General features: G+C 70.6%; 17 protein-coding genes and 1 tRNA gene. 10 read left to right on the top strand and 8 right to left on the bottom strand.

The features are described from left to right. Positions 1-75: 75 nt before the first annotated feature. The 7 genes from OG219_RS18405 (at position 76) to OG219_RS18375 (ending at position 8,414) form a co-directional block, all read left to right on the top strand. The gene (locus tag OG219_RS18405) at positions 76-1,272 is read left to right on the top strand and encodes an SPFH domain-containing protein (RefSeq protein ID WP_266827930.1); all 1,197 of its coding nucleotides are present in this window, start codon (positions 76-78) and stop codon (positions 1,270-1,272) included. Between the two features lie 162 nt (positions 1,273-1,434). Beyond that, the gene (locus OG219_RS18400; RefSeq protein WP_266827928.1) at positions 1,435-2,052 is read left to right on the top strand and encodes a lytic polysaccharide monooxygenase; all 618 of its coding nucleotides are present in this window, start codon (positions 1,435-1,437) and stop codon (positions 2,050-2,052) included. Positions 2,053-2,198: 146 nt separating this feature from the next. Continuing rightward, entirely contained in the window at positions 2,199-2,711 is a 513-nt protein-coding gene (locus tag OG219_RS18395) for a DUF3592 domain-containing protein (protein WP_266827926.1), read from the top strand. A 49-nt stretch (positions 2,712-2,760) separates the two neighbouring features. Continuing rightward, entirely contained in the window at positions 2,761-4,422 is a 1,662-nt protein-coding gene (locus OG219_RS18390; RefSeq protein WP_266827924.1) for an AMP-binding protein, read from the top strand. A gap of 637 nt (positions 4,423-5,059) precedes the next feature. Next, positions 5,060-6,253: a sensor histidine kinase gene (locus tag OG219_RS18385; RefSeq protein WP_266827922.1), complete on the top strand. Its 1,194-nt coding sequence runs from the start codon at positions 5,060-5,062 to the stop codon at positions 6,251-6,253. A gap of 5 nt (positions 6,254-6,258) precedes the next feature. Continuing rightward, positions 6,259-6,891: a response regulator transcription factor gene (locus OG219_RS18380; RefSeq protein ID WP_323183349.1), complete on the top strand. Its 633-nt coding sequence runs from the start codon at positions 6,259-6,261 to the stop codon at positions 6,889-6,891. Between the two features lie 212 nt (positions 6,892-7,103). After that, a complete protein-coding gene (locus OG219_RS18375; RefSeq protein ID WP_266827918.1) occupies positions 7,104-8,414 on the top strand; it encodes a M18 family aminopeptidase in 1,311 nt (436 codons plus the stop codon). Positions 8,415-8,489: 75 nt separating this feature from the next. Here OG219_RS18375 and OG219_RS18370 read toward each other — a convergent pair. From OG219_RS18370 to ehuB, 6 genes are all read right to left on the bottom strand, one after another. Then, positions 8,490-8,563 (bottom strand) — tRNA-Lys (locus tag OG219_RS18370). A 76-nt stretch (positions 8,564-8,639) separates the two neighbouring features. Then, positions 8,640-9,398: an IclR family transcriptional regulator C-terminal domain-containing protein gene (locus tag OG219_RS18365; RefSeq protein WP_266827916.1), complete on the bottom strand. Its 759-nt coding sequence runs from the start codon at positions 9,396-9,398 to the stop codon at positions 8,640-8,642. Positions 9,399-9,624: 226 nt separating this feature from the next. After that, the gene (ehuA, locus tag OG219_RS18360; protein WP_266836138.1) at positions 9,625-10,353 is read right to left on the bottom strand and encodes an ectoine/hydroxyectoine ABC transporter ATP-binding protein EhuA; all 729 of its coding nucleotides are present in this window, start codon (positions 10,351-10,353) and stop codon (positions 9,625-9,627) included. Between the two features lie 76 nt (positions 10,354-10,429). Next, positions 10,430-11,080, bottom strand: coding sequence for an ectoine/hydroxyectoine ABC transporter permease subunit EhuD (gene ehuD / locus OG219_RS18355; protein WP_266836137.1), 651 nt, complete (start codon positions 11,078-11,080; stop codon positions 10,430-10,432). Further along, entirely contained in the window at positions 11,080-11,805 is a 726-nt protein-coding gene (ehuC, locus tag OG219_RS18350) for an ectoine/hydroxyectoine ABC transporter permease subunit EhuC (protein WP_266827914.1), read from the bottom strand. Before ehuC ends, ehuD begins: the two co-directional genes overlap by 1 nt. Then, positions 11,802-12,734 carry an ectoine/hydroxyectoine ABC transporter substrate-binding protein EhuB gene (gene ehuB, locus OG219_RS18345; protein ID WP_266827912.1) on the bottom strand — a complete coding sequence of 311 codons (933 nt, stop codon included), beginning with the start codon at positions 12,732-12,734 and terminating at the stop codon, positions 11,802-11,804. The genes ehuC and ehuB overlap by 4 nt, the downstream gene beginning before the upstream one ends. Before the next feature lie 109 nt (positions 12,735-12,843). Between ehuB and OG219_RS18340 the strand changes: the two genes are divergently transcribed. After that, positions 12,844-13,350: a DUF3830 family protein gene (locus OG219_RS18340; protein WP_266827910.1), complete on the top strand. Its 507-nt coding sequence runs from the start codon at positions 12,844-12,846 to the stop codon at positions 13,348-13,350. Here the strand turns inward: OG219_RS18340 and OG219_RS18335 are convergent. Together OG219_RS18335 and OG219_RS18330 are read right to left on the bottom strand one after the other, a co-directional pair. Beyond that, a complete protein-coding gene (locus OG219_RS18335) occupies positions 13,347-14,750 on the bottom strand; it encodes an amidase (RefSeq protein ID WP_266827908.1) in 1,404 nt (467 codons plus the stop codon). The genes OG219_RS18340 and OG219_RS18335 overlap by 4 nt on opposite strands. 50 nt (positions 14,751-14,800) lie before the next feature. Continuing rightward, positions 14,801-15,748, bottom strand: coding sequence for a D-2-hydroxyacid dehydrogenase (locus OG219_RS18330; RefSeq protein WP_266827906.1), 948 nt, complete (start codon positions 15,746-15,748; stop codon positions 14,801-14,803). Between the two features lie 188 nt (positions 15,749-15,936). On the opposite strand from OG219_RS18330, the gene OG219_RS18325 reads away from it, so the two are divergent. Together OG219_RS18325 and OG219_RS18320 are read left to right on the top strand one after the other, a co-directional pair. Beyond that, positions 15,937-16,725 (top strand): aspartate/glutamate racemase family protein, encoded by a 789-nt coding sequence (locus OG219_RS18325; RefSeq protein ID WP_266827904.1) that lies wholly within the window; start codon positions 15,937-15,939, stop codon positions 16,723-16,725. After that, positions 16,722-17,453, top strand: a complete 732-nt coding sequence (locus OG219_RS18320; protein WP_266827902.1) for a decarboxylase — start codon at positions 16,722-16,724, stop codon at positions 17,451-17,453. Before OG219_RS18325 ends, OG219_RS18320 begins: the two co-directional genes overlap by 4 nt. The last annotated feature ends 162 nt before the right edge of the window (positions 17,454-17,615 follow it).

The following is a 17,615-nucleotide window of genomic DNA, read 5'->3' as shown; positions in this document are numbered from 1 at the left end:
CCTGACGAACCGACGTACTGACGCACCGGCTCAACCCTTGATCACACTTCCACGCGCGGAGGCATGGAGGCACGTATGAGTACGACGACTGCACACACCCCGGATTCCGAAGGGCCGTCCTCCCGGGCGCCCGGGCCGGAATCGCCACCGGAGGGCGGCGGCGCGTGGGAGGGTGGCGCGCGCTCCACCAGGCTCATCCACAACGAGGCGACCACCGAGATCCCCGTCCATCTGCTGTTCAGGGACGATCCCGAGCCGGTGTCCGTCCCGCTGGCCCCCGCCGTCGTGGGCCGGCGGCGCGGCACGGGCGAGCAGCCGCGCGTCCGGCGTCCCGCGCCCGGCAGGGCCGCCCCGCGCCCGGTGCCGGAGATCGACCCCGAGCTGGTGGAGCGCCCCGCACGGGTGCTGCCCGGAGCGGCGGGAGTGCTGGCCGGGGCCTGTGGGATGGCCGGATGTGTGCTCACCTCGTGGTGGGCGGGGGTCCTGCCGCCTCCGGTGACTCAGGCGCTCGGGCTGCCCGGACACGGCGGCGCCGGGCTCGGACCGGCGCAGTGGGCCGCGTACGCCGGGGCGGGCGCGCTGGGTCTGTTCGGCTTCGGCGGTCTGGCGCGGGGGCGGACCGGGCGGGCCTGGGTGCTCGGGCTGTTCGGCAGGTACCGCGGCACGGTCCGGCGCACCGGGCTCATGTGGGTTAACCCGCTGGTGCTGCGCCGCCGGGTCGACGTGCGCCTGCGGCACTGGCGCAGTGAGCCGATGTCCGCGGTCGACGCGAACGGGGTCGCGCTGCGGGTGGTGGTGCTCGTCGTCTGGCGGGTCAGGGACACCGCGCGCGCCACGCTCGGGGTGGACGACCACCAGACGTATCTGCGCGAGTGTGTGGAGGCGGCGCTCTCGCGGGTGCTCTCGCGGCTCCCGGCCGAACTGCCGCCCGCCGTCGTCAAGGACGCGACCCTGCGCAACACCGAGGCCGTCGGCGAGGCGCTGACCCGGCTGGTGGCCGCGGACACGGCGCCGGTCGGCCTGGAGGTCTTCTCCGCCCAGCCGACGAAGATCGAGTACGCGCCCGAGGTGGCCGCCGTGATGCAGCGCCGCCGGATCGCCGCGTTGGACGCCCAGCACCGCGACACCGTGCTCACCTCCGTCGTCGACTCGGTCGAGGACACGGTGACCCGGCTGACCATGCGGGGCCTGGTGGAGCTCGACGACTACGAACGCAAGGCGCTGGTGAAGGACTTGACGGTGGCGTTCTACACGGGACGGAGCGGGGAGTAGCCGAAGTCGTTGGTGCGGGACGGGCGGGAAGCGGGCGTCGGCCATTTCTGAAATTGGTCTGGACATGTTCAAGTCCTGGTAATAATCTGAGACTTGGTCTAGACCTGAAACATCTCGCGCTCAGCTCATGTGAACCTCCCCCACGTCCTCAGGAGCGGCAGGATGCGCATACGTGCGACCAGGAAAGCGAAGTGGTACGCGGGCATGGTCGGCCTCGCCACGACGGGAGCGCTCGTGCTCTCCAGCGGCGGTGCCAGCGGCCACGGCTACACCGATCTCCCCATCAGCCGGCAGAAGCTGTGTCAGAACGGCACGGTGACCAACTGCGGCAACATCCAGTGGGAGCCGCAGAGCGTGGAGGGCCCGAAGGGCTTCCCCGCGGCAGGTGCGGCCGACGGCCAGATCTGCTCGGCGAACCACACCGAATTCGGTCAGCTCAACAGCCCGACGACACCGTCGGGCGGCGCCTGGCCGACGACCAGGGTCACCGGCGGGGCCAGCTACAACTTCCGCTGGCAGTTCACCGCCTCGCACGCCACGACCGACTTCAAGTACTACCTCACCAAGCAGGGCTGGAATCAGAACCACGCGCTCGCGCGCTCGGACCTGAACACCACGCCGTTCCTCACCGTCCCCTACAACAACGCGCGCCCGCCGTCCACGATCTCGCACAGTGGCACGATCCCCACGGGCCGGACCGGGCACCACGTCATCGTCGCGGTGTGGACGATCGCCGACACGGCGAACGCGTTCTACGCCTGCTCGGACGTCACGTTCTAGAGCGTCACGTTCCAGTGCGACCTGAAGGGGTCTTGTTTTCTGAGGCTCCCTTGAGCTGCACCTCCATCCCCAGCGGGTAGGTTCCCCGCACGCCGACAAGACCAGGTCGGCGTGCGGGGAACTGCACCGAACAACGGGGATTCGCTATGGACGTGTTCTTCTACGCCGTGCCGGGGTTGATCATCGCCACGGCCGCGTTCGCGGCGGTCAAGATCATCCGCCGCTCGCTGGAGCTGCGCAGCGCCTGGAACAGCGGGCTGACCGCCGAGGCGCGCTGTCTGCGCTCGTACACGACGACCAGCGGCGGCGGTGGCGACAGCTCCGTGTCCACGACGCTGCACCATGTCTACGAGTTCCGGACGCGCGAGGGCCGGGCGGTCCGCTTCGACGAAAGCAACGGTCCCTCGACGGTCGTCGAAGGCGACATCGTCACCGTCCACTACACCGCCGGGCGGCCCGAGAAGGCCACCGCCCACGCGCCGAGCCCGGTCAAGGCCGCCGCGGGCACGATCGGCATCCTGATCTTCCTCGGGGTCGTCGTCGCCTTCTCCGTCGCCTTCATGGTCACGTATCACGAGATGACCTCGTGGTTCGACATGCCCTTCGGGGGGCCGGACGTGACCTACGTGGAGCCGGACGTGCCCTACGAGGGGCCGTAGGTCTCGCGACCCTCCCCATCTGACGATTCGTCAATTATGGTGCGCCCCCATGGGATCCATGAGGCGTACCGTCGCGGAGCTCGTGCAGGAACGGTGGAACGACCACCGGCCGGGGCTGTGGTTCGAGGGGCGGGTCCTGAGCCACCACCGGGTGGCGGCGGGCGCGGCGGCCCGGGCGGCGCTGCTCGCCGACCTGCTGCCGCCGCGTGCCGAGCCGCCGCACCTCGGTGTGCTGCTCGACAACACCCCCGAGTACCCGATGTGGTTGAGCGCGGCCGCCCTCGCGGGTGCCGCCGTCGCGGGCATCAACCCGACCCGGCGCGGCCCCGAACTGGCCCGCGACATCCTGCACACCGAATGCCGCGTCCTGATCACCGAACAGGCCCACCTGCCGCTCCTCGACGGCCTCGAACTCCCGGGCGTACGCGTCCTGGTGACCGACACGGACGCATACGCCGACCTCCTCGCGCCGTACGAGGGCACGAAGCCCGACGCGTCCTCGGCGTCCCCCGACGACCGCCTCCTCCTCTACTTCACCTCCGGCTCGACCGGCGCCCCCAAGGCCGCGATCTGCACGCAGGGCAGGCTCGCCGCCGCGGGGCAGTCGCTCGTCGACCACTTCGGGGTGCGGCGGGAGGACACGCACTACATCTGCATGCCGATGTTCCACGGCAACGCGGTGATCGCCGACTGGGCACCCGCGCTGGCGGCGGGCGCGGGCGTGGCGCTGCGGCGGCGCTTCTCGGCCTCCGGGTTCCTCGCGGACGTACGGGCCTGCCGGGCGACGTACTTCACCTACGTGGGGCGCGCCGTCCAGTACATCCTGGCGACCCCGGCCCGCCCCGACGACCGAGACAACCCACTGCGCATGGGCTTCGGGACGGAGGCCGGCGCGGTCGACGCGGCCGCCTTCGAACGGCGCTTCGGGGTGCGCCTCGTCGAGGGGTACGGCTCCTCGGAGGGCGGCGCGGCCATCCAGCGGACCTCCGGCACCCCGGCCGGGGCGATCGGACGGGCGGCACCCGGCGACGACCTCGCCGTGGTCGACCCCGGCACGCGGCGCGAATGCCCGGCCGCCGTCTTCGCCGGGGACGGGCGGCTGCTCAACGGGGCCGAGGCGATAGGGGAGTTGGTGAACCGGGGGCCCAACCCCTTCGAGGGCTACTGGCGCAACCCGGCCGCGGACGCCGACCGCAGGCGCGAGGGCTGGTACTGGACCGGCGACCTCTTCTACCGGGACGCCGACGGCTACCTGTACTTCGCCGGCCGCACCGACGACCGGCTGCGCGTCGACAGCGAGAACCTCGCCGCCGCCGTGATCGAGAACATCCTCGCCCGGTACGAGGGCGCTGCCGCAGTGGCGGTGTACGCCGTGCCGGACGCGGTCGCGGGCGACCAGATCATGGCGGCCGTCGCGCTGCGCTCCGCCACCTCCTTCGATCCGCTCGACTTCGGCGAATTCCTGCTGTCCCAGCCCGACTTGGGCACCAAGATGGCCCCCCGCTTCCTACGGATGGTCGACCGGATGCCCGTCACGGCGACGAACAAGATCCACCGGGTCGGGCTGCGCCGCGAGGGCTTCAGGTGCGCGGACCCGGTGTGGTGGCGGCCGCCGGGGGAGTCCGCGTACCGGAGGCTGGCGGAGACGGAGGTCGAGGAGTTGCTCGCGGAGTACCGGGCGCGGGGGCGCGAGGAGTTGCTGGGGAGGTAGGGCGGGCCCCGGCTTGACTGCGAGGGTGGCGGGCTCGGCCTGGCTGTGACGGTGGCGAGTCCGGCTCGGTGGTGGGGGGAGCGGGGCTTGACGCGGCGGTGACGGTGGTGAGTTCGGCTCGGTGGTGAGGGTGGCGGCTTCGGCACGCCCGGTGTCAGCCCGTCCGGCGTTTGAGGACGAGACCGGCCATCCCGAACCCCCACCCACCCGCGGGAGCTGCGCTCTCCAGCCCCGGGCCGGGGAAGGTCCTTTCAGCCCGTCCGGCGTTTGAGGACGAGCGCGTCAGCGCGATGCGGGGGTCTGGGGGCGGCAGCCCCAGGTACGGGACGGGTAGGGGCGGAGGGGGCGAAATCAGCCAAGGCCGGCCCCAGGGGACCGTACGCGTCAGGAGTGAGCCAGCCCACACCTGCCGTAGAGCGGGGGTGACGGTGGCGAGTTCGGCTCGGTGGTGAGGGTGGCGGGGCCTGACGCGGCGGTGAAAGTCGCGAGCCCGGCCCGGCGGTGGGGTTCGCGCCGCCCCGCCCGGCGGCGAGGGCAGGGCAGGCCCCGAACCGGCGGCAAGGTATGCCCAGCCCTACCCCTGGTACACCCACGGACCCCATGTTCCCTGAGGTCGCGCTCCGCCTACCGTGAGCGCGTGACCCGTTCCGTGCGGTACCTCATCAGCGGTGTTCTGGTCGGCGCCCCGCTGCTCGTCGGGATGCTGCTGCTCGGCATCGCCGGAGCGGCGCTGACTCCCGTGCTCGTCGGGCTGCCGCTCCTGGCGCTGCTCGCGCTGACCGGCGTACCCGTCGGGGCGCTGGAGCGGTGGCGGCTGCGGCTCGTCGACCCGGCGCCGTTGCCCACCCCGCACCGGAACCCGGACGAGCCCGGACCGGCCGCCTGGGCCAGGCTGCGGTTCTCCGAGCAGGCGACCTGGCGCGAACTGGCGTACGCCGTGCTGCTCGCGGTCGTGCTGTGGCCGCTGGATGCGGTGGTGCTGACCGTCGCCCTCGCGATCCCCGGCGCGATGATCGGGACGCCGGCGCAGCTCGCGATCGTCGGCGGGGACGAAACCCGGAGCGTCAAGCTGTGGCTGATCGACACGTACCCGCAGGCGTTCCTGTGCGCCGCGGGCGGGGTCGTCCTCATCCTCGTACTCCGGTGGCCGCTCGTGCGGTACGCCCGTGCCCGCGCCGCTCTCACCCGCTCGCTGCTCGCGCCGCGCCAGGCCGAGGGGCGGCTCGCGGAAGTGACGAAGTCCCGGGCCCGCCTGGTGGCGGCGTTCGAGGCCGAGCGGCGGCGGATCGAGCGGGATCTGCACGACGGGGCGCAGCAGCGGCTGGTGGCGCTGAGCATGAGGCTCGGCCTGGCCCGCCTCGACGCGCCGCCCGAACTGGCGGCGCGACTGACGGAGGCCCACGCGGAAGCGGACCAAGTCCTCGTCGAGCTACGGGAGTTGATCCACGGGATTCATCCGCAAGTGCTCGCCGACTACGGTCTCGGCGACGCGATAGCCGACGCCGCCGACCGGTCCGCCGTACCCGTGGAGGTGGACGTGGAGCTGGGGAGGTTCGCCGAATCGGTGGAGTCCGCCGCGTACTTCGCGGTGCGGGAGGCGCTCGCCAACGTGGGCAGGCACAGCGGGGCGGGGCGCGCGTGGATACAAGGGCGTTACGAGGAGGGCCGGTTGAGGATCGAGGTGCGGGACGACGGGTGCGGGGGAGCCGACCCCGGATCGGGCTCCGGGCTCACCGGACTCGCCGACCGGCTGGCCGTCCTCGATGGGACACTGACCGTCGAAAGCCCGCCCGGTGGGCCGACCGTGCTGACGATGGAGATCCCTTGCTGAGAGTCGTGCTCGCCGAGGACAGCGTGCTGCTGCGCGAGGGCCTCGTCGGGCTGCTGAACCGCTTCGGGCACGAGGTCGTCGCGGCGGTCGGCGACGCGGACACCCTCCGCGACGCGGTCTCGGCGCACGCCCCCGACCTCGTCGTCACCGACGTAAGAATGCCCCCGGGCTTCCAGGACGAGGGCCTGCGCGCGGCCCTCACCCTGCGCACGGCGGACCCACGGCTCCCGGTGCTCGTCCTCAGCCAGTACGTGCAGCGCGCCTACGCCGCCGAACTCCTCGACACCGGGGACGGCACCGGCATCGGCTACCTCCTGAAGGACCGCGTCGGCCAGGTCGAGCAGTTCGCGGAGGCGGTGCGGCGGGTCGCCGAGGGCGGCACGGTCGTGGACCCCGAAGTCGTACGGCAGTTGCTGCGCCGTCGGCGCGATCCGCTGGAGGCGCTGACACCGCGCGAGCGCGAGGTCCTCGGCCTGGTGGCCGAGGGAAAGTCCAACGGCGCGATCGCCCGCGCACTGGTCGTCTCCGAGGCGGCGGTCGGCAAGCACATCGGCAACATCCTGGGGAAGCTGGATCTGCCTCCGGCGGACGATACGCACCGCCGGGTGCTGGCCGTACTGGCATATCTGCGGGGCTGAGCGGGCCCCGGACGGCATGGCCGCCGCCCCTATGGATCCAGGGATCCGCGGCTCCGTACATCCATGAGCCCGCGAGGAATCCCCCGCGCTCCACGGGGGGAGGATGCACCGGACAACCGCGTCGGCGCCGGGCCTTCCCACATAGGCGGTTGTCATGTGCCTGCCTGTGCCTGCTTGTCGTGACAACCCTCAACACCACCTGAAAGGCACTCATGTCCCCCACGCATGACACCGCGAACGACCCCGCTGACGCCCGCCGTCACAGCGACGACCTGCTCACCTTCGTCAAGGCCTCCCCCTCGCCGTACCACGCGGTGGCGAGCGCCGCCCAGCGCTTGGAGAAGGCGGGCTTCGAGGAGCTGCGCGAGACGGACGACTGGACCGGCGCCGAGGGCGGCCGCTATGTCGTACGGGGTGGTGCGCTGATCGCCTGGTACGTCCCGCGGGGCGCCCCGGCCCGCACGCCGTTCCGGATCATCGGCGCGCACACCGACTCGCCGAACCTGCGGATCAAGCCCTCGCCCGACACCAGCTCGGCGGGGTGGCGGCAGATAGCCGTGGAGATCTACGGCGGGGTGCCGCTCAACACCTGGCTCGACCGCGACCTCGGCGTCTCGGGGCGGCTGACGCTGCGCGACGGGTCGACCCGGCTGGTCCGCGTCGACAAGCCGCTGCTGCGTGTGCCGCAGCTCGCCATCCACCTCGACCGGACCGTCAACGAGGGACTCACCCTCGACCGGCAGCGGCACATGACCCCGCTGTGGGGCCTTGGCGGCACCGAACCCGGCGCCCTGCTCGGCCGGATCGCCGACGAGGCCGACACCGGCTTCTCCGAGATCCTCGGCTGGGACCTGATGCTGCACGACATCCAGCCGCCCGGTTACCTCGGCGCGGACGAGGAGTTCATCGTCTCCCCGCGCCTGGACAACCTGATCTCCGTGCACGCGGGCGTCACGGTCCTGGTCGCCGCCGCCACCTCCCGACCGCCCGCGCACATCCCCGTACTCGCCGCCTTCGACCACGAGGAGGTCGGCAGCGGCTCGGAGTCCGGAGCCCAGGGCCCCCTTCTGGAACGGGTGCTGAGCCGCGGTGTCACGGCCCGCGGCGGCAGCGGCGAGGACTGGAACCGGGCTCTCGCGGGCGCCTTCTGCGTCTCCTCCGACATGTCGCACGCCGTCCACCCCAACTACGCCGAGCGCCACGACCCCGACCACCGCCCCCTCCCCAACGGCGGCCCCGTCATCAAGGTCAACGTCAACCAGCGGTACGCCACCGACGGCACCGGCGTCGCCGCGTTCGCCGCCGCGTCCGAACGGGCCGGGGTGCCCTGGCAGCCGTTCGTCTCCAACAACGCCATGCCGTGCGGCACCTCGATCGGCCCGATCACCGCGGCCCGCCTCGGCGTCGCCACCGTCGACGTGGGCGTGCCGGGTCTGTCGATGCACTCGGCGCGCGAACTGTGCGGGGCGCGGGACCCGGCGCTGCTCGCCCGGGTGCTCACGGAGTTCGTCACGGCCGGCTGAGCATGGCGGTCTGAGCATGACCGTCTGAGGCATACGTGAAAGGCCCCCCACGTCGTGGAGGGCCTTCATCAATTGTGCGCCGCCAGGGACTCGAACCCCGGACCCGCTGATTAAGAGTCAGCTGCTCTAACCAACTGAGCTAGCGGCGCATGACTCTCGCCTCCCGCGCTCGGCGGGCGGCGACAAAAGAAATACTACCTGGTCCGCTCGGGTGCTCCGGACCACCTAGATGGCCAGGGAGAGGAGCACCGGGGCCGCCCCGCGGTTCAGTGAGTCGGCCGCCTGGCGCAGCCGGTGCGCGTGCTCGACGGGCAGGGACAGGGCAAGGCAGCCGACGGAGGAGCCCGCCGTGATGGGGACCGCCGCGCAGACCGTGCCGATCGCGTACTCCTGGAGGTCGAGCACCGGAACGGTGGCCGGCTGGGCTTCGAGGTGGGACAGCAGCAGCCGCTCGTTGGTGATGGTGCGCGAGGTGAGGCGGGCCATCCTGTGGCGGGAGAGGTGGTCGCGGCGTCCGTTGTGGTCGAGCTGGCCGAGCAGGCTCTTGCCGATCGCGCTGGCGTGGGCTGAGGAGCGGAAGTCGACCCATTCGTTGACCGCGGGGGTCGCGGGCCCGTCGGCGTACTGGGTGACGTGGATCTCACCGTCGACGTACCGGCTGATGTAGATCGCGGCGCCGACCGTGTCACGCAGCCGGTCGATGGTCTGCTGGAGCTTCTCGCGCAGTGCCCGGTCGCGGCCCTGGGCGGAAGTGAGGCGGTTGAGGGCGGCGCCGCTGACGTACGCACCGTCGGCGACCTGCTCGACGTACCCCTCCCGGCGCAGCATCAGCAGCAGTGTGGTCAGGCGGTCCGGGCCGAGGCCGGTGCGGCGGGCGATCTCGGTGTCGAGGACACCGGTGGAGTGCCGCGACACCGTCTCCAGGACGCGGAGGGCGTCCTGGGCCGAGTGGTACGGCGCGGTCGGCTCGTTCTTCAGCGCCACGGTTTCCCCCTGCGCTTTCTGGGCCCTGTTTCGGACAGCTGAGCTTCCACCACGATAGCCGTCAAAGTGCTTGCTGTGAGCGTCTGTTGACGAGATTGGTGGCGCGCCCCAAGCCGCTCAGCAGGAACGCGCCACCCTGGCATATGCCGAAGGCGTTATGCGTAAGGCATGCCCCACGATCCGGACCTCGCCCCTTACCCTATTCGGCCGTGTTCACTCACCGCAATCAAAGGACCGCACTGAGGAATTCCCGGGTCCTTTCCTGGCCGGGATCGCTGAAGATCTGCTCCGGCGGGCCGGACTCGATGACACGGCCGGAATCGAACATCAGGACCTGGTCCGAGATGTCCCGGGCGAAATTCATCTCGTGGGTCACACAGAGCATCGTGATGTCGGTGGTGCGGGCGATGTCACGGAGGACATCGAGGACACCCGCGACCAGCTCGGGGTCGAGCGCGGACGTAACCTCGTCCAGGAGCAGCACCTGCGGCCGCATCGCCAGCGCCCGCGCGATCGCCACGCGCTGCTGCTGGCCACCGGACAACTGGCTCGGATACGCGTCGCACTTGTCCGCGAGACCCACCAGGTCCAGCAGCTCCCGGGCGCGCGCCTCGGCCTCGTCCCTGGACATGCCGAGGACGGTGACGGGCGCCTCCGTGATGTTCCTGAGCACCTTCATGTTCGGGAACAGGTTGAACTGCTGGAAGACCATCCCGATCTTCTTGCGGACCTCGCGGACCTCCTTCTCACCGGCCGGGAAGAGCCGCTCACCGGCGACCGTGATCGTGCCCTCGTCGGGCTGCGCCAGCGTCATCAGCATCCGCAGGATCGTCGTCTTGCCGGAGCCGGAGGGCCCGATGAGCGTGACGTGTTTCCCGGAATCGACGGTGAAGTCCAGGCCGTCGAGAACGGTGTTGTCCCCGAAGCGCTTGGTGACGCGGTCGAAACGGATCAGCTCGCCGGGATTCGTACCAGTGGATTTCGCGTAGGCGGAATTTGTGTCGGCAGGATTCGTGTCGGTGGGATTCGTGTCAGCGGACAAGACGTCGCTCCAGGGCTCGCAGAAGCAGGGAAGCCGGATAGGAAATGAGGATGAAGGCGACACCGATGACCGTGAGCGGTTCGGTGAACTGGAAATGCTGCTGCGAATACAGCCGCGCCTCACCGAGCATGTCCAGCACGGTGATCGCCATCAGCAGCGGGGTGTCCTTGAGCATCGAGATGACGTAGTTGCCAAGGGCCGGGACCACCCGTCGGATGGCCTGCGGCAGGATCACCGCGGTCCAGGTGCGCGCCCGGGGCAGGCTGAGCGCCGTGGCCGCCTCCCACTGGCCGGCGGGCACGCCCTCGATACCGGCCCGGTAGACCTGCATCGTGTACGTCGAGTAGTGCAGCCCGATCGCGACGACACCGGTGGTCAGCGCGGAGAACGTGATGTCCCACTCGGGCAGTACGTAGAAGAGGAAGAACAACTGCACCAGCAGCGGGGTGTTGCGGACGAACTCCGTGACGACACCCACGGGCCAGCGCACCCACCTGCTCGGCGTCCGCATCAGCAGCGCCCACACGAGCCCGAGCGCGAAGGAGATCACCGAGCCGAGGGCCAGCGCCTGCAGGGTGACCAGCAGTCCGTCCCAGAAATGCGGCATGAAGTCACCGACCGCGCTCCAGTCCCATTTCATCATCGGCCTCCCGTTCCGCCGTCGGACGCGTTCGCCATCTCACGGCGCAGCGAGAACTTGGACCAGCCGGGTGTCGGAGCCTTCCCGATCCCGGCCTTCAGCCGCTTCTCCAGACCGCGCATGACCCGCGTGAGGAGAAAGGCGATCACGAAATAGATCAGCAGGATGTACGTGTAGATCTCCGTGCTCTCCTGCAACGCGAGGCGCACCAGGTTGCCGCTGAACGCCAGGTCGCCCATCCCCATGATCGAGACGAGGGCGGTGCCCTTGAGGAGCTCGACCAGCAGATTGCAGAACGGGGGGATCATCTCGGGTATCGCCTGCGGCAGCAGGATCAGCCGCATCCGCTGCCAGGGCGTGAAGCTGAGCGCGACACCGCCCTCGCGCTGCGCGGGATCGACCGCGGTCAGGGCGCCGCGCACGATCTCGCTGCCGTACGCCCCGTACGTCAGTCCCAGCGCGAGCGTGCCCGCCCACATCGGCACCAGCTGCCAGCCGAAGGCGAGCGGCAGCACGAAGTACACCCAGAAGATCATGATCAGTGCGGAGGTACCGCGGAACACCTCGGTGTAGAAGCCCGCGAGGAAGCGGACGATCCACAGCCGGTGGGTGCGCGCGATGCCCACGACGAAGGAGACGGCACCGGCCAACAGCGAGCTGAAGAACAGCAGTTGGACGGTGACCCAGACCCCTTTGAGTACGAGTTCCCAGAGTCCCGATGTCATCCGCGGCAGAGCTCCTTCGCGGTCATGTCGGTCATCTCGGCCTTGGTGAAACCGAAGGGCTGAAGGATGCGGAACAGCTCGCCGCTGTCCTTCATCTTCTTCAGCTCCACGTTGAAGGAGTCCCGCAGCTTGGTCTCGGCCGACCGGAAGGCGAAGCCGCCGCCGTCGACATGCGGCTTGCCGCCCACCAGCGGCGCGAAGGCCTCGGTGCTCTCGGTCTTGGCGGACTTCTTCACCACTTCACGGACGGTCAGCGCGGTCCCGGCGAAGACGTCGGCACGCCCCGCCTCCACGGCGTTCAGCCCGGCGACCTGATCCGGCACGATCAGGATGTCGCTCTCCTTGTACCCGGCCTCGACGGCGTACTGGATCTCGGCGTAGCCGGTCCCGGTCGCGAACTTGGCCTTGGCCGCGACGACGTCCTTGTAGTCGTGCAGGTTCTTCGGATTGCCCTTGCGCACGATGAACGCGTCGAGCATCTGGTAGTCCGGGTCGGAGAAGATGACCTGCGCACAGCGCTCGGGGTTGATGTACATCCCCGCGGACACGACGTCGAAGGTCTGCGACTGAAGTCCGGGGATGAGCGAGCCGAACTCGATCGGAACCGGCTGGACGCGATCCACTCCCAGCCGTTTGAAGATGACCTTCGCGAGCTCCGGCGCCTCACCGGTCAGCTTGCCGTCCGTGTCGATGTAGCCGAACGGGATCTCACCGGCGATACCCAGCCGTACGACGCCCTGCGCCTTGAGCCGGTCCAGGAGATCACCGCCGTCCACACCGGACGCCGTGGCGACCCGGCTGCAACCGGCCGCGCCCAGTGCCCCGACGGCACCGAGCGCCGAGGCGCCGGCGAGCAGCGCCCGCCGGCTGGGCCTTCGTTTCTCCGCGTCCCTCGCGTTCTTCGTGTCGTTTCTCAGTGATGGAGCCATGGCCGCGCGGCTACCCGAGCCGACGCGACTTATGCGGATCGATTTGAGCCCCGTGCGCCTCCCCGATCCCGGGGCACGCCCTCTTGACCGCGGCGGGACCATGGAGTGCATGACCAACCGCGATACCGACCGCCACATCGAGATCTCCCTGGTCAAGCGGGGAGTCCACTGCACGGCGAAGCTGCTCGACGACCGCGCGCCGATCACCTGCGCGGCGGTGTGGGACGCCCTCCCGCTGAGCGGCGACGTCTACCACGCGAAGTACGCGCGCAACGAGATCTACGCCCTCTTCCCACCCTTCGCGCACACGGAACCACCCCTGGAGAACCCGACAGTCACCCCGATACCCGGCGATCTGTGCTATTTCGCCTTCGAGGGCACAGAGTTGGGCACCAAGGCGTACGGCTACGACACCGAAGTGAAGTCGGGCGCCACGGTCGTCGACCTCGCCCTTTTCTACGAGCGCAACAACCTGCTGATCAACGGCGATGTCGGCTGGGTGCCGGGCATCGTCTGGGGCCAGGTGACCGAGGGCCTCGACGCGATGGCCGAGGCCTGCAACGACCTGTGGCGCTCGGGGGCGCTGGGGGAGACGCTCAGCTTCCGGCGCGCCTAGGGCAACCTCGGCGCGGCCACCCCCGCGGCTCCCGCCTCGTACAGCGCGTGTGCCGTGCGCAGGACGAGGTCGTCGCGGTGGCGGGCGGCCACGATCTGCAGGCCCACCGGGAGGCCGTCCGCGTCCAGTCCGACCGGGACGGTCGCCGCGGGCTGCTGGGTCAGGTTGAAGGGGTACGTGAACGGGGTCCAGCCCGTCCAGCGGCGGTGGCCGGAGTTCTTCGGCACCTCCGCGCCCGCCTCGAACGCGGTCAGCGGGAGCGTCGGCGTGACCAGGACGTCGTACGACTCGTGGAAGAGGCCCATCCGCCGGCCCAGCTCCATACGGACGTCCACCGCGGCCAGGTACTCCAGCGCGTTGACGCGGGCGCCGAGGTCGCGGATCTCGCGGAGGCCGGGGTCGAGCAACTCCCGCTGGTGGGGCCCGAAACGCTGGGTCACACGGGCCGCCCCGGCGAACCAGAGCGTGTGGAAGGCGTCCACCGGATCGGTGAAGTCGGGGTCGGCCTCGGTGACGTACGCGCCGAGCCCGGCGAGCCGTTCCACCGTCCCCCGTACCGCCGCCGCGACGGCCGGCTGGACCGCGACCTGCCCGCCGAGCGAAGGCGAGTAGGCGACCCGCAGCCCTCGCACCCCACCCTCCAGCGCGTCCACGAAGGAGCCGGTCACCGGCCCCAGCGCCGACCAGTCACGCGCGTCGGGCCCGCTGATCACGTCCATCATCAGCGCGGCGTCGGCGGCGTCCCTGGTCATCGGCCCCACGTGCGAGAGCGTCCCGAACGCGCTCGCCGGATACAGCGGCACCCTCCCGTACGTCGGCTTCAGCGCGAAGATCCCGCAGAAGGCCGCCGGGATACGGACACTGCCGCCCCCGTCCGTGCCCAGCGACAGCGGACCCGCGCCGAGCGCGACGGCCGCCGCGCTCCCGCCGCTGGAGCCGCCCGCGGTGCGCGAGACGTCGTAGGGATTGCGCGTCGCTCCGGAGAGCGGCGAGTCCGTGACGCCCTTCCAGCCGAACTCGGGTGTCGTCGTCTTGCCGAGAAAGACGGCGCCGTGTTCGCGCAGGCGGGCGACGGACGGCGCGTCCTCGTCCCAACTGCCGTGCGGATCCACGTTCTTGGAGCCGCGCAAGGTTGGGCCGCCGCGCTGCAGGATGATGTCCTTGACGGTGACGGGGACGCCGTCGAGCAGGCCCGCGGGTGCGCCCCGCCGCCAGCGTTCCGCCGACTCCCCTGCCCGCGTGAGGGCTTCGTCCGCGTCGAGCCGCACGAACGCGTTCACGGCGGGCTGGACGCGGCCGGCCTGATCGAGGGCCGCGCGGGTCGCGTCCACGGGGCTGAATTCGCCCTTGCGGTAGCCGTCGACCAGTTGCACGGCGGTCAGCTCGGTGAGTTCCGACATCGGCCCCTCCAAAGGGAGTTCAGTTTCACGGCCAGAGGGAGCTGGGGAGTTCAGTGCCCCGGTACATACCCACGCTTCTTGTCGACGACGTTGGCAAGGGGCTTCCCCGCCTCCCAACGCTCGTACAACTCCACGAACTGCGTGCCGAGTTCATCGCGCCAGCCGACCGTGTCCCCGCTCATGTGCGGCGACACGATCAGCCCGGGTATGTCCCACAACGGGCTGTCGGGGCCGAGCGGTTCGTGCTCGAAGACGTCCAGCGCGGCCCCCGCGATCCACCGCTTCGACAGCGCCTCCACGAGCGCGTCCTCGACGACGAGTTGCCCGCGTCCGACGTTGATGAAGCGCGCCGAGGGCTGCATCATCCCGAAGCGCCGCGCGCCGAACATGCCGTGCGTGGCCTCGGTGAGCGGCGCCGCGGACACCACCCAGTCGGCGCGCGCCATCAGTCGGTCCAGCTCCTCGGGGCCGTGGATGCCGGTCCGCGGGGTGCGCCCCACCAGGGCCGTCGTGATGCCAAGTGCCTTGAGGGACTTGACGATCGCCCGCCCGATCGGCCCGGAACCCACCACGCAGGCGCGCGTGCCCGCCACCCGCTGCGACTCCCGGTGCCGCCACTCCCGCCGCCTCTGCAGGTCCCACGTCCTCGGCAGATCCTTGGCCATCGTGAGGACCAGCGCGGCGACGTACTCCGCGATCGGCTCGTCGAAGACTCCGCGCGCGTTGGTCACCACCGTGTCGGACGCGGCGAGTTCGGGGCACATCAGATGGTCCACGCCCGCGCTCGCCGTGTGCACCCAGCGCGGCCGCGGACCCGCACCGGGCCAGGCGTCGCGCACGGCGTGCGAGGTGAAGTCCCAGACCAGCAGGACGTCGGCCCGCGGCAGCCGCTCGGCCAGCGTGGACGCGTCGGCGTGCTCGATCCGCACCCGCCCGGTGAGCTTGCCGAGGCGGGGGAGCGGTTCGGCGTCTAGGACAAGCAGAGTCGTATCGGGCATCGTCGGGAAACCGTTTCGCAATACGGGTCCGCTTCTCTGAAGGGAGTTTCTCTGAAGAGGTGAGGGTGGGCCGTAGCCGTCTGAGATGCGCGGATTGACCACGCTCGCACCCGAACCTACCTTCGTCAACACGGATCCGCGTACGGTCCGTTGCTCACCCGTTTCCCTCAGTGAGGCCGGTGCCTGCCATGGACGTCTCCTTTCTCGGCGGACCCCGCCCGCAACGCGGCATCGGCGTCGTCGCCCCGTTCGACTTCGCCCTCGACCGCGAACTGTGGCGCTGGGTCCCGGACGACGTCTCCCTGCACCTCACCCGCACCCCTTTCGTGCCGGTCGAGGTCAGCCTGGACCTGGCCCGGCTTGTCTCCGAGCACGAGACGCTCGGCGACGCGGTACGCGCGCTGAACGCGGTCGCGCCCGAGGTCGTCGCGTACGCCTGCACCTCGGGCAGTTTCGTCGGCGGGGTCGCGGGCGAGCGGGCGATGTGCGAGGCGATGACACGGGCGGGCGCGGTCCCGGCGGTCACCACATCGGGTGCCCTGCTCGACGCGCTGCGGGAGCTGGGCGCCCGCCGTATCGCGCTCGTCACCCCCTACACGGTCTCGGTGACGCAGTCCCTGGAGGAGTACCTGGCCGAGGCCGACATCACGGTCACGGGCCGCGCCTCACTCGGCCTGACCAGCCACATCTGGAAGGTCCCGTACCGCGAGGTGGTGGAAATGGCCCGCGGAAGCGTACGGGACTCCGCCGAAGCGCTCTTCATCAGCTGCACCAACCTTCCGACGTACGACGTCATCCCCCAGCTGGAGGCCGAACTGCGGATCCCGGTGATCTCGGCCAACCAGGTGACGATGTGGGCAGCCCTGCGGCAACTGGGTACCCGGGCGGTAGGGCCCTATCAGGCGCTGCTGGACGAGTCGGCCCGTCAGCGCGGCCCCGTACTGCCGGAACCGAACCAGCAGGAAGGTTGGGCATGACCGCACTGGGATTCCTCTACCCGGGCCACTCGGCCGAGGACGACTACCCGCGCATGGAGCAGCTGCTCGGCAGCGACATCCGCCTGCCCGTCGTCCACACGGACATCGGCGAGGACGCGCACCGGGTGGACGCGCTCCTCGAGATGGGCTCGGCGGCGCGGCTCGCGGCGGGGGTCGAGGAGCTGCGGCTGTCGGGGGCCGAGGCGGTGGTGTGGGCCTGTACCAGTGGGAGCTTCGTGTACGGGTGGGAGGGCGCCCACGAGCAGGTCCGCGCCCTCGCCCGGTCGGCGGGTCTGCCCGCGTCCTCCACCTCCTTCGCCTTCGCCTACGCGGTACGGGAGTTGGGGGTTCGCCGGGTTGCCATCGCGGCGACGTACCCGGACGACGTGACCGCGCTCTTCGCCGCGTTCCTGAACGACGCCGGCGTCGAGGTGGTCTCGGTGCGCGCCTCCGGGATCATCACCGCCGCGGAGGTCGGCACCTGGGGCGAGGCCGAGGTCCTCACCCTGGCCCGCGAGGCCGACCACCCCGACGCGGACGCCGTCCTCCTCCCCGACACGGCCCTCCACACCGCGTCCTGGATCCCGGCCCTGGAAGCGGCCCTCTCCAAGCCGGTCCTCACCGCGAACCAGGTCACGGTCTGGGAGGCGCTACGTCTGGCAAGCCGCCGCGTCAACGCCCCTGAGCTGGGAACCTTGTTCACGAAGGAGCCGGTGGTGCAGGTGTGAGGGGTGGTTTTTTCGCCCCCTCCGCCCCTACCCGTCCCGTTCCTGGGGGCTGCCGCCCCCAGACCCCCGCTGTCGCGCTGACGCGCTCGTCCTCAAACGCCGGACGGGCTGAAAGATCTCCCCCCGGCCGGAGCTGAAAGATTTCAGCGGACGGGCTGAAAG

The sequence above is a fragment of the Streptomyces sp. NBC_00038 genome (genome assembly GCF_026343635.1).
Lineage (GTDB): Bacteria > Actinomycetota > Actinomycetes > Streptomycetales > Streptomycetaceae > Streptomyces.
The sequence above is the reverse complement of the archived record's forward strand: the minus strand, read 5'-3'. Positions and strand labels throughout refer to the sequence as shown.

Bases quoted from the DNA above. Each gene is read 5' to 3' on its own strand.
- OG219_RS18405 (WP_266827930.1), top strand. From the start codon at position 76: ATGAGTACGACGACTGCACACACCCCGGATTCCGAAGGGCCGTCCTCC.
- OG219_RS18400 (WP_266827928.1), top strand. From the start codon at position 1,435: ATGCGCATACGTGCGACCAGGAAAGCGAAGTGGTACGCGGGCATGGTC.
- OG219_RS18395 (WP_266827926.1), top strand. From the start codon at position 2,199: ATGGACGTGTTCTTCTACGCCGTGCCGGGGTTGATCATCGCCACGGCC.
- OG219_RS18390 (WP_266827924.1), top strand. From the start codon at position 2,761: ATGGGATCCATGAGGCGTACCGTCGCGGAGCTCGTGCAGGAACGGTGG.
- OG219_RS18375 (WP_266827918.1), top strand. From the start codon at position 7,104: ATGTCCCCCACGCATGACACCGCGAACGACCCCGCTGACGCCCGCCGT.
- ehuD (WP_266836137.1), bottom strand. From the start codon at position 11,080: ATGAAATGGGACTGGAGCGCGGTCGGTGACTTCATGCCGCATTTCTGG.
- ehuC (WP_266827914.1), bottom strand. From the start codon at position 11,805: ATGACATCGGGACTCTGGGAACTCGTACTCAAAGGGGTCTGGGTCACC.
- ehuB (WP_266827912.1), bottom strand. From the start codon at position 12,734: ATGGCTCCATCACTGAGAAACGACACGAAGAACGCGAGGGACGCGGAG.
- OG219_RS18340 (WP_266827910.1), top strand. From the start codon at position 12,844: ATGACCAACCGCGATACCGACCGCCACATCGAGATCTCCCTGGTCAAG.
- OG219_RS18335 (WP_266827908.1), bottom strand. From the start codon at position 14,750: ATGTCGGAACTCACCGAGCTGACCGCCGTGCAACTGGTCGACGGCTAC.
- OG219_RS18330 (WP_266827906.1), bottom strand. From the start codon at position 15,748: ATGCCCGATACGACTCTGCTTGTCCTAGACGCCGAACCGCTCCCCCGC.
- OG219_RS18325 (WP_266827904.1), top strand. From the start codon at position 15,937: ATGGACGTCTCCTTTCTCGGCGGACCCCGCCCGCAACGCGGCATCGGC.
- OG219_RS18320 (WP_266827902.1), top strand. From the start codon at position 16,722: ATGACCGCACTGGGATTCCTCTACCCGGGCCACTCGGCCGAGGACGAC.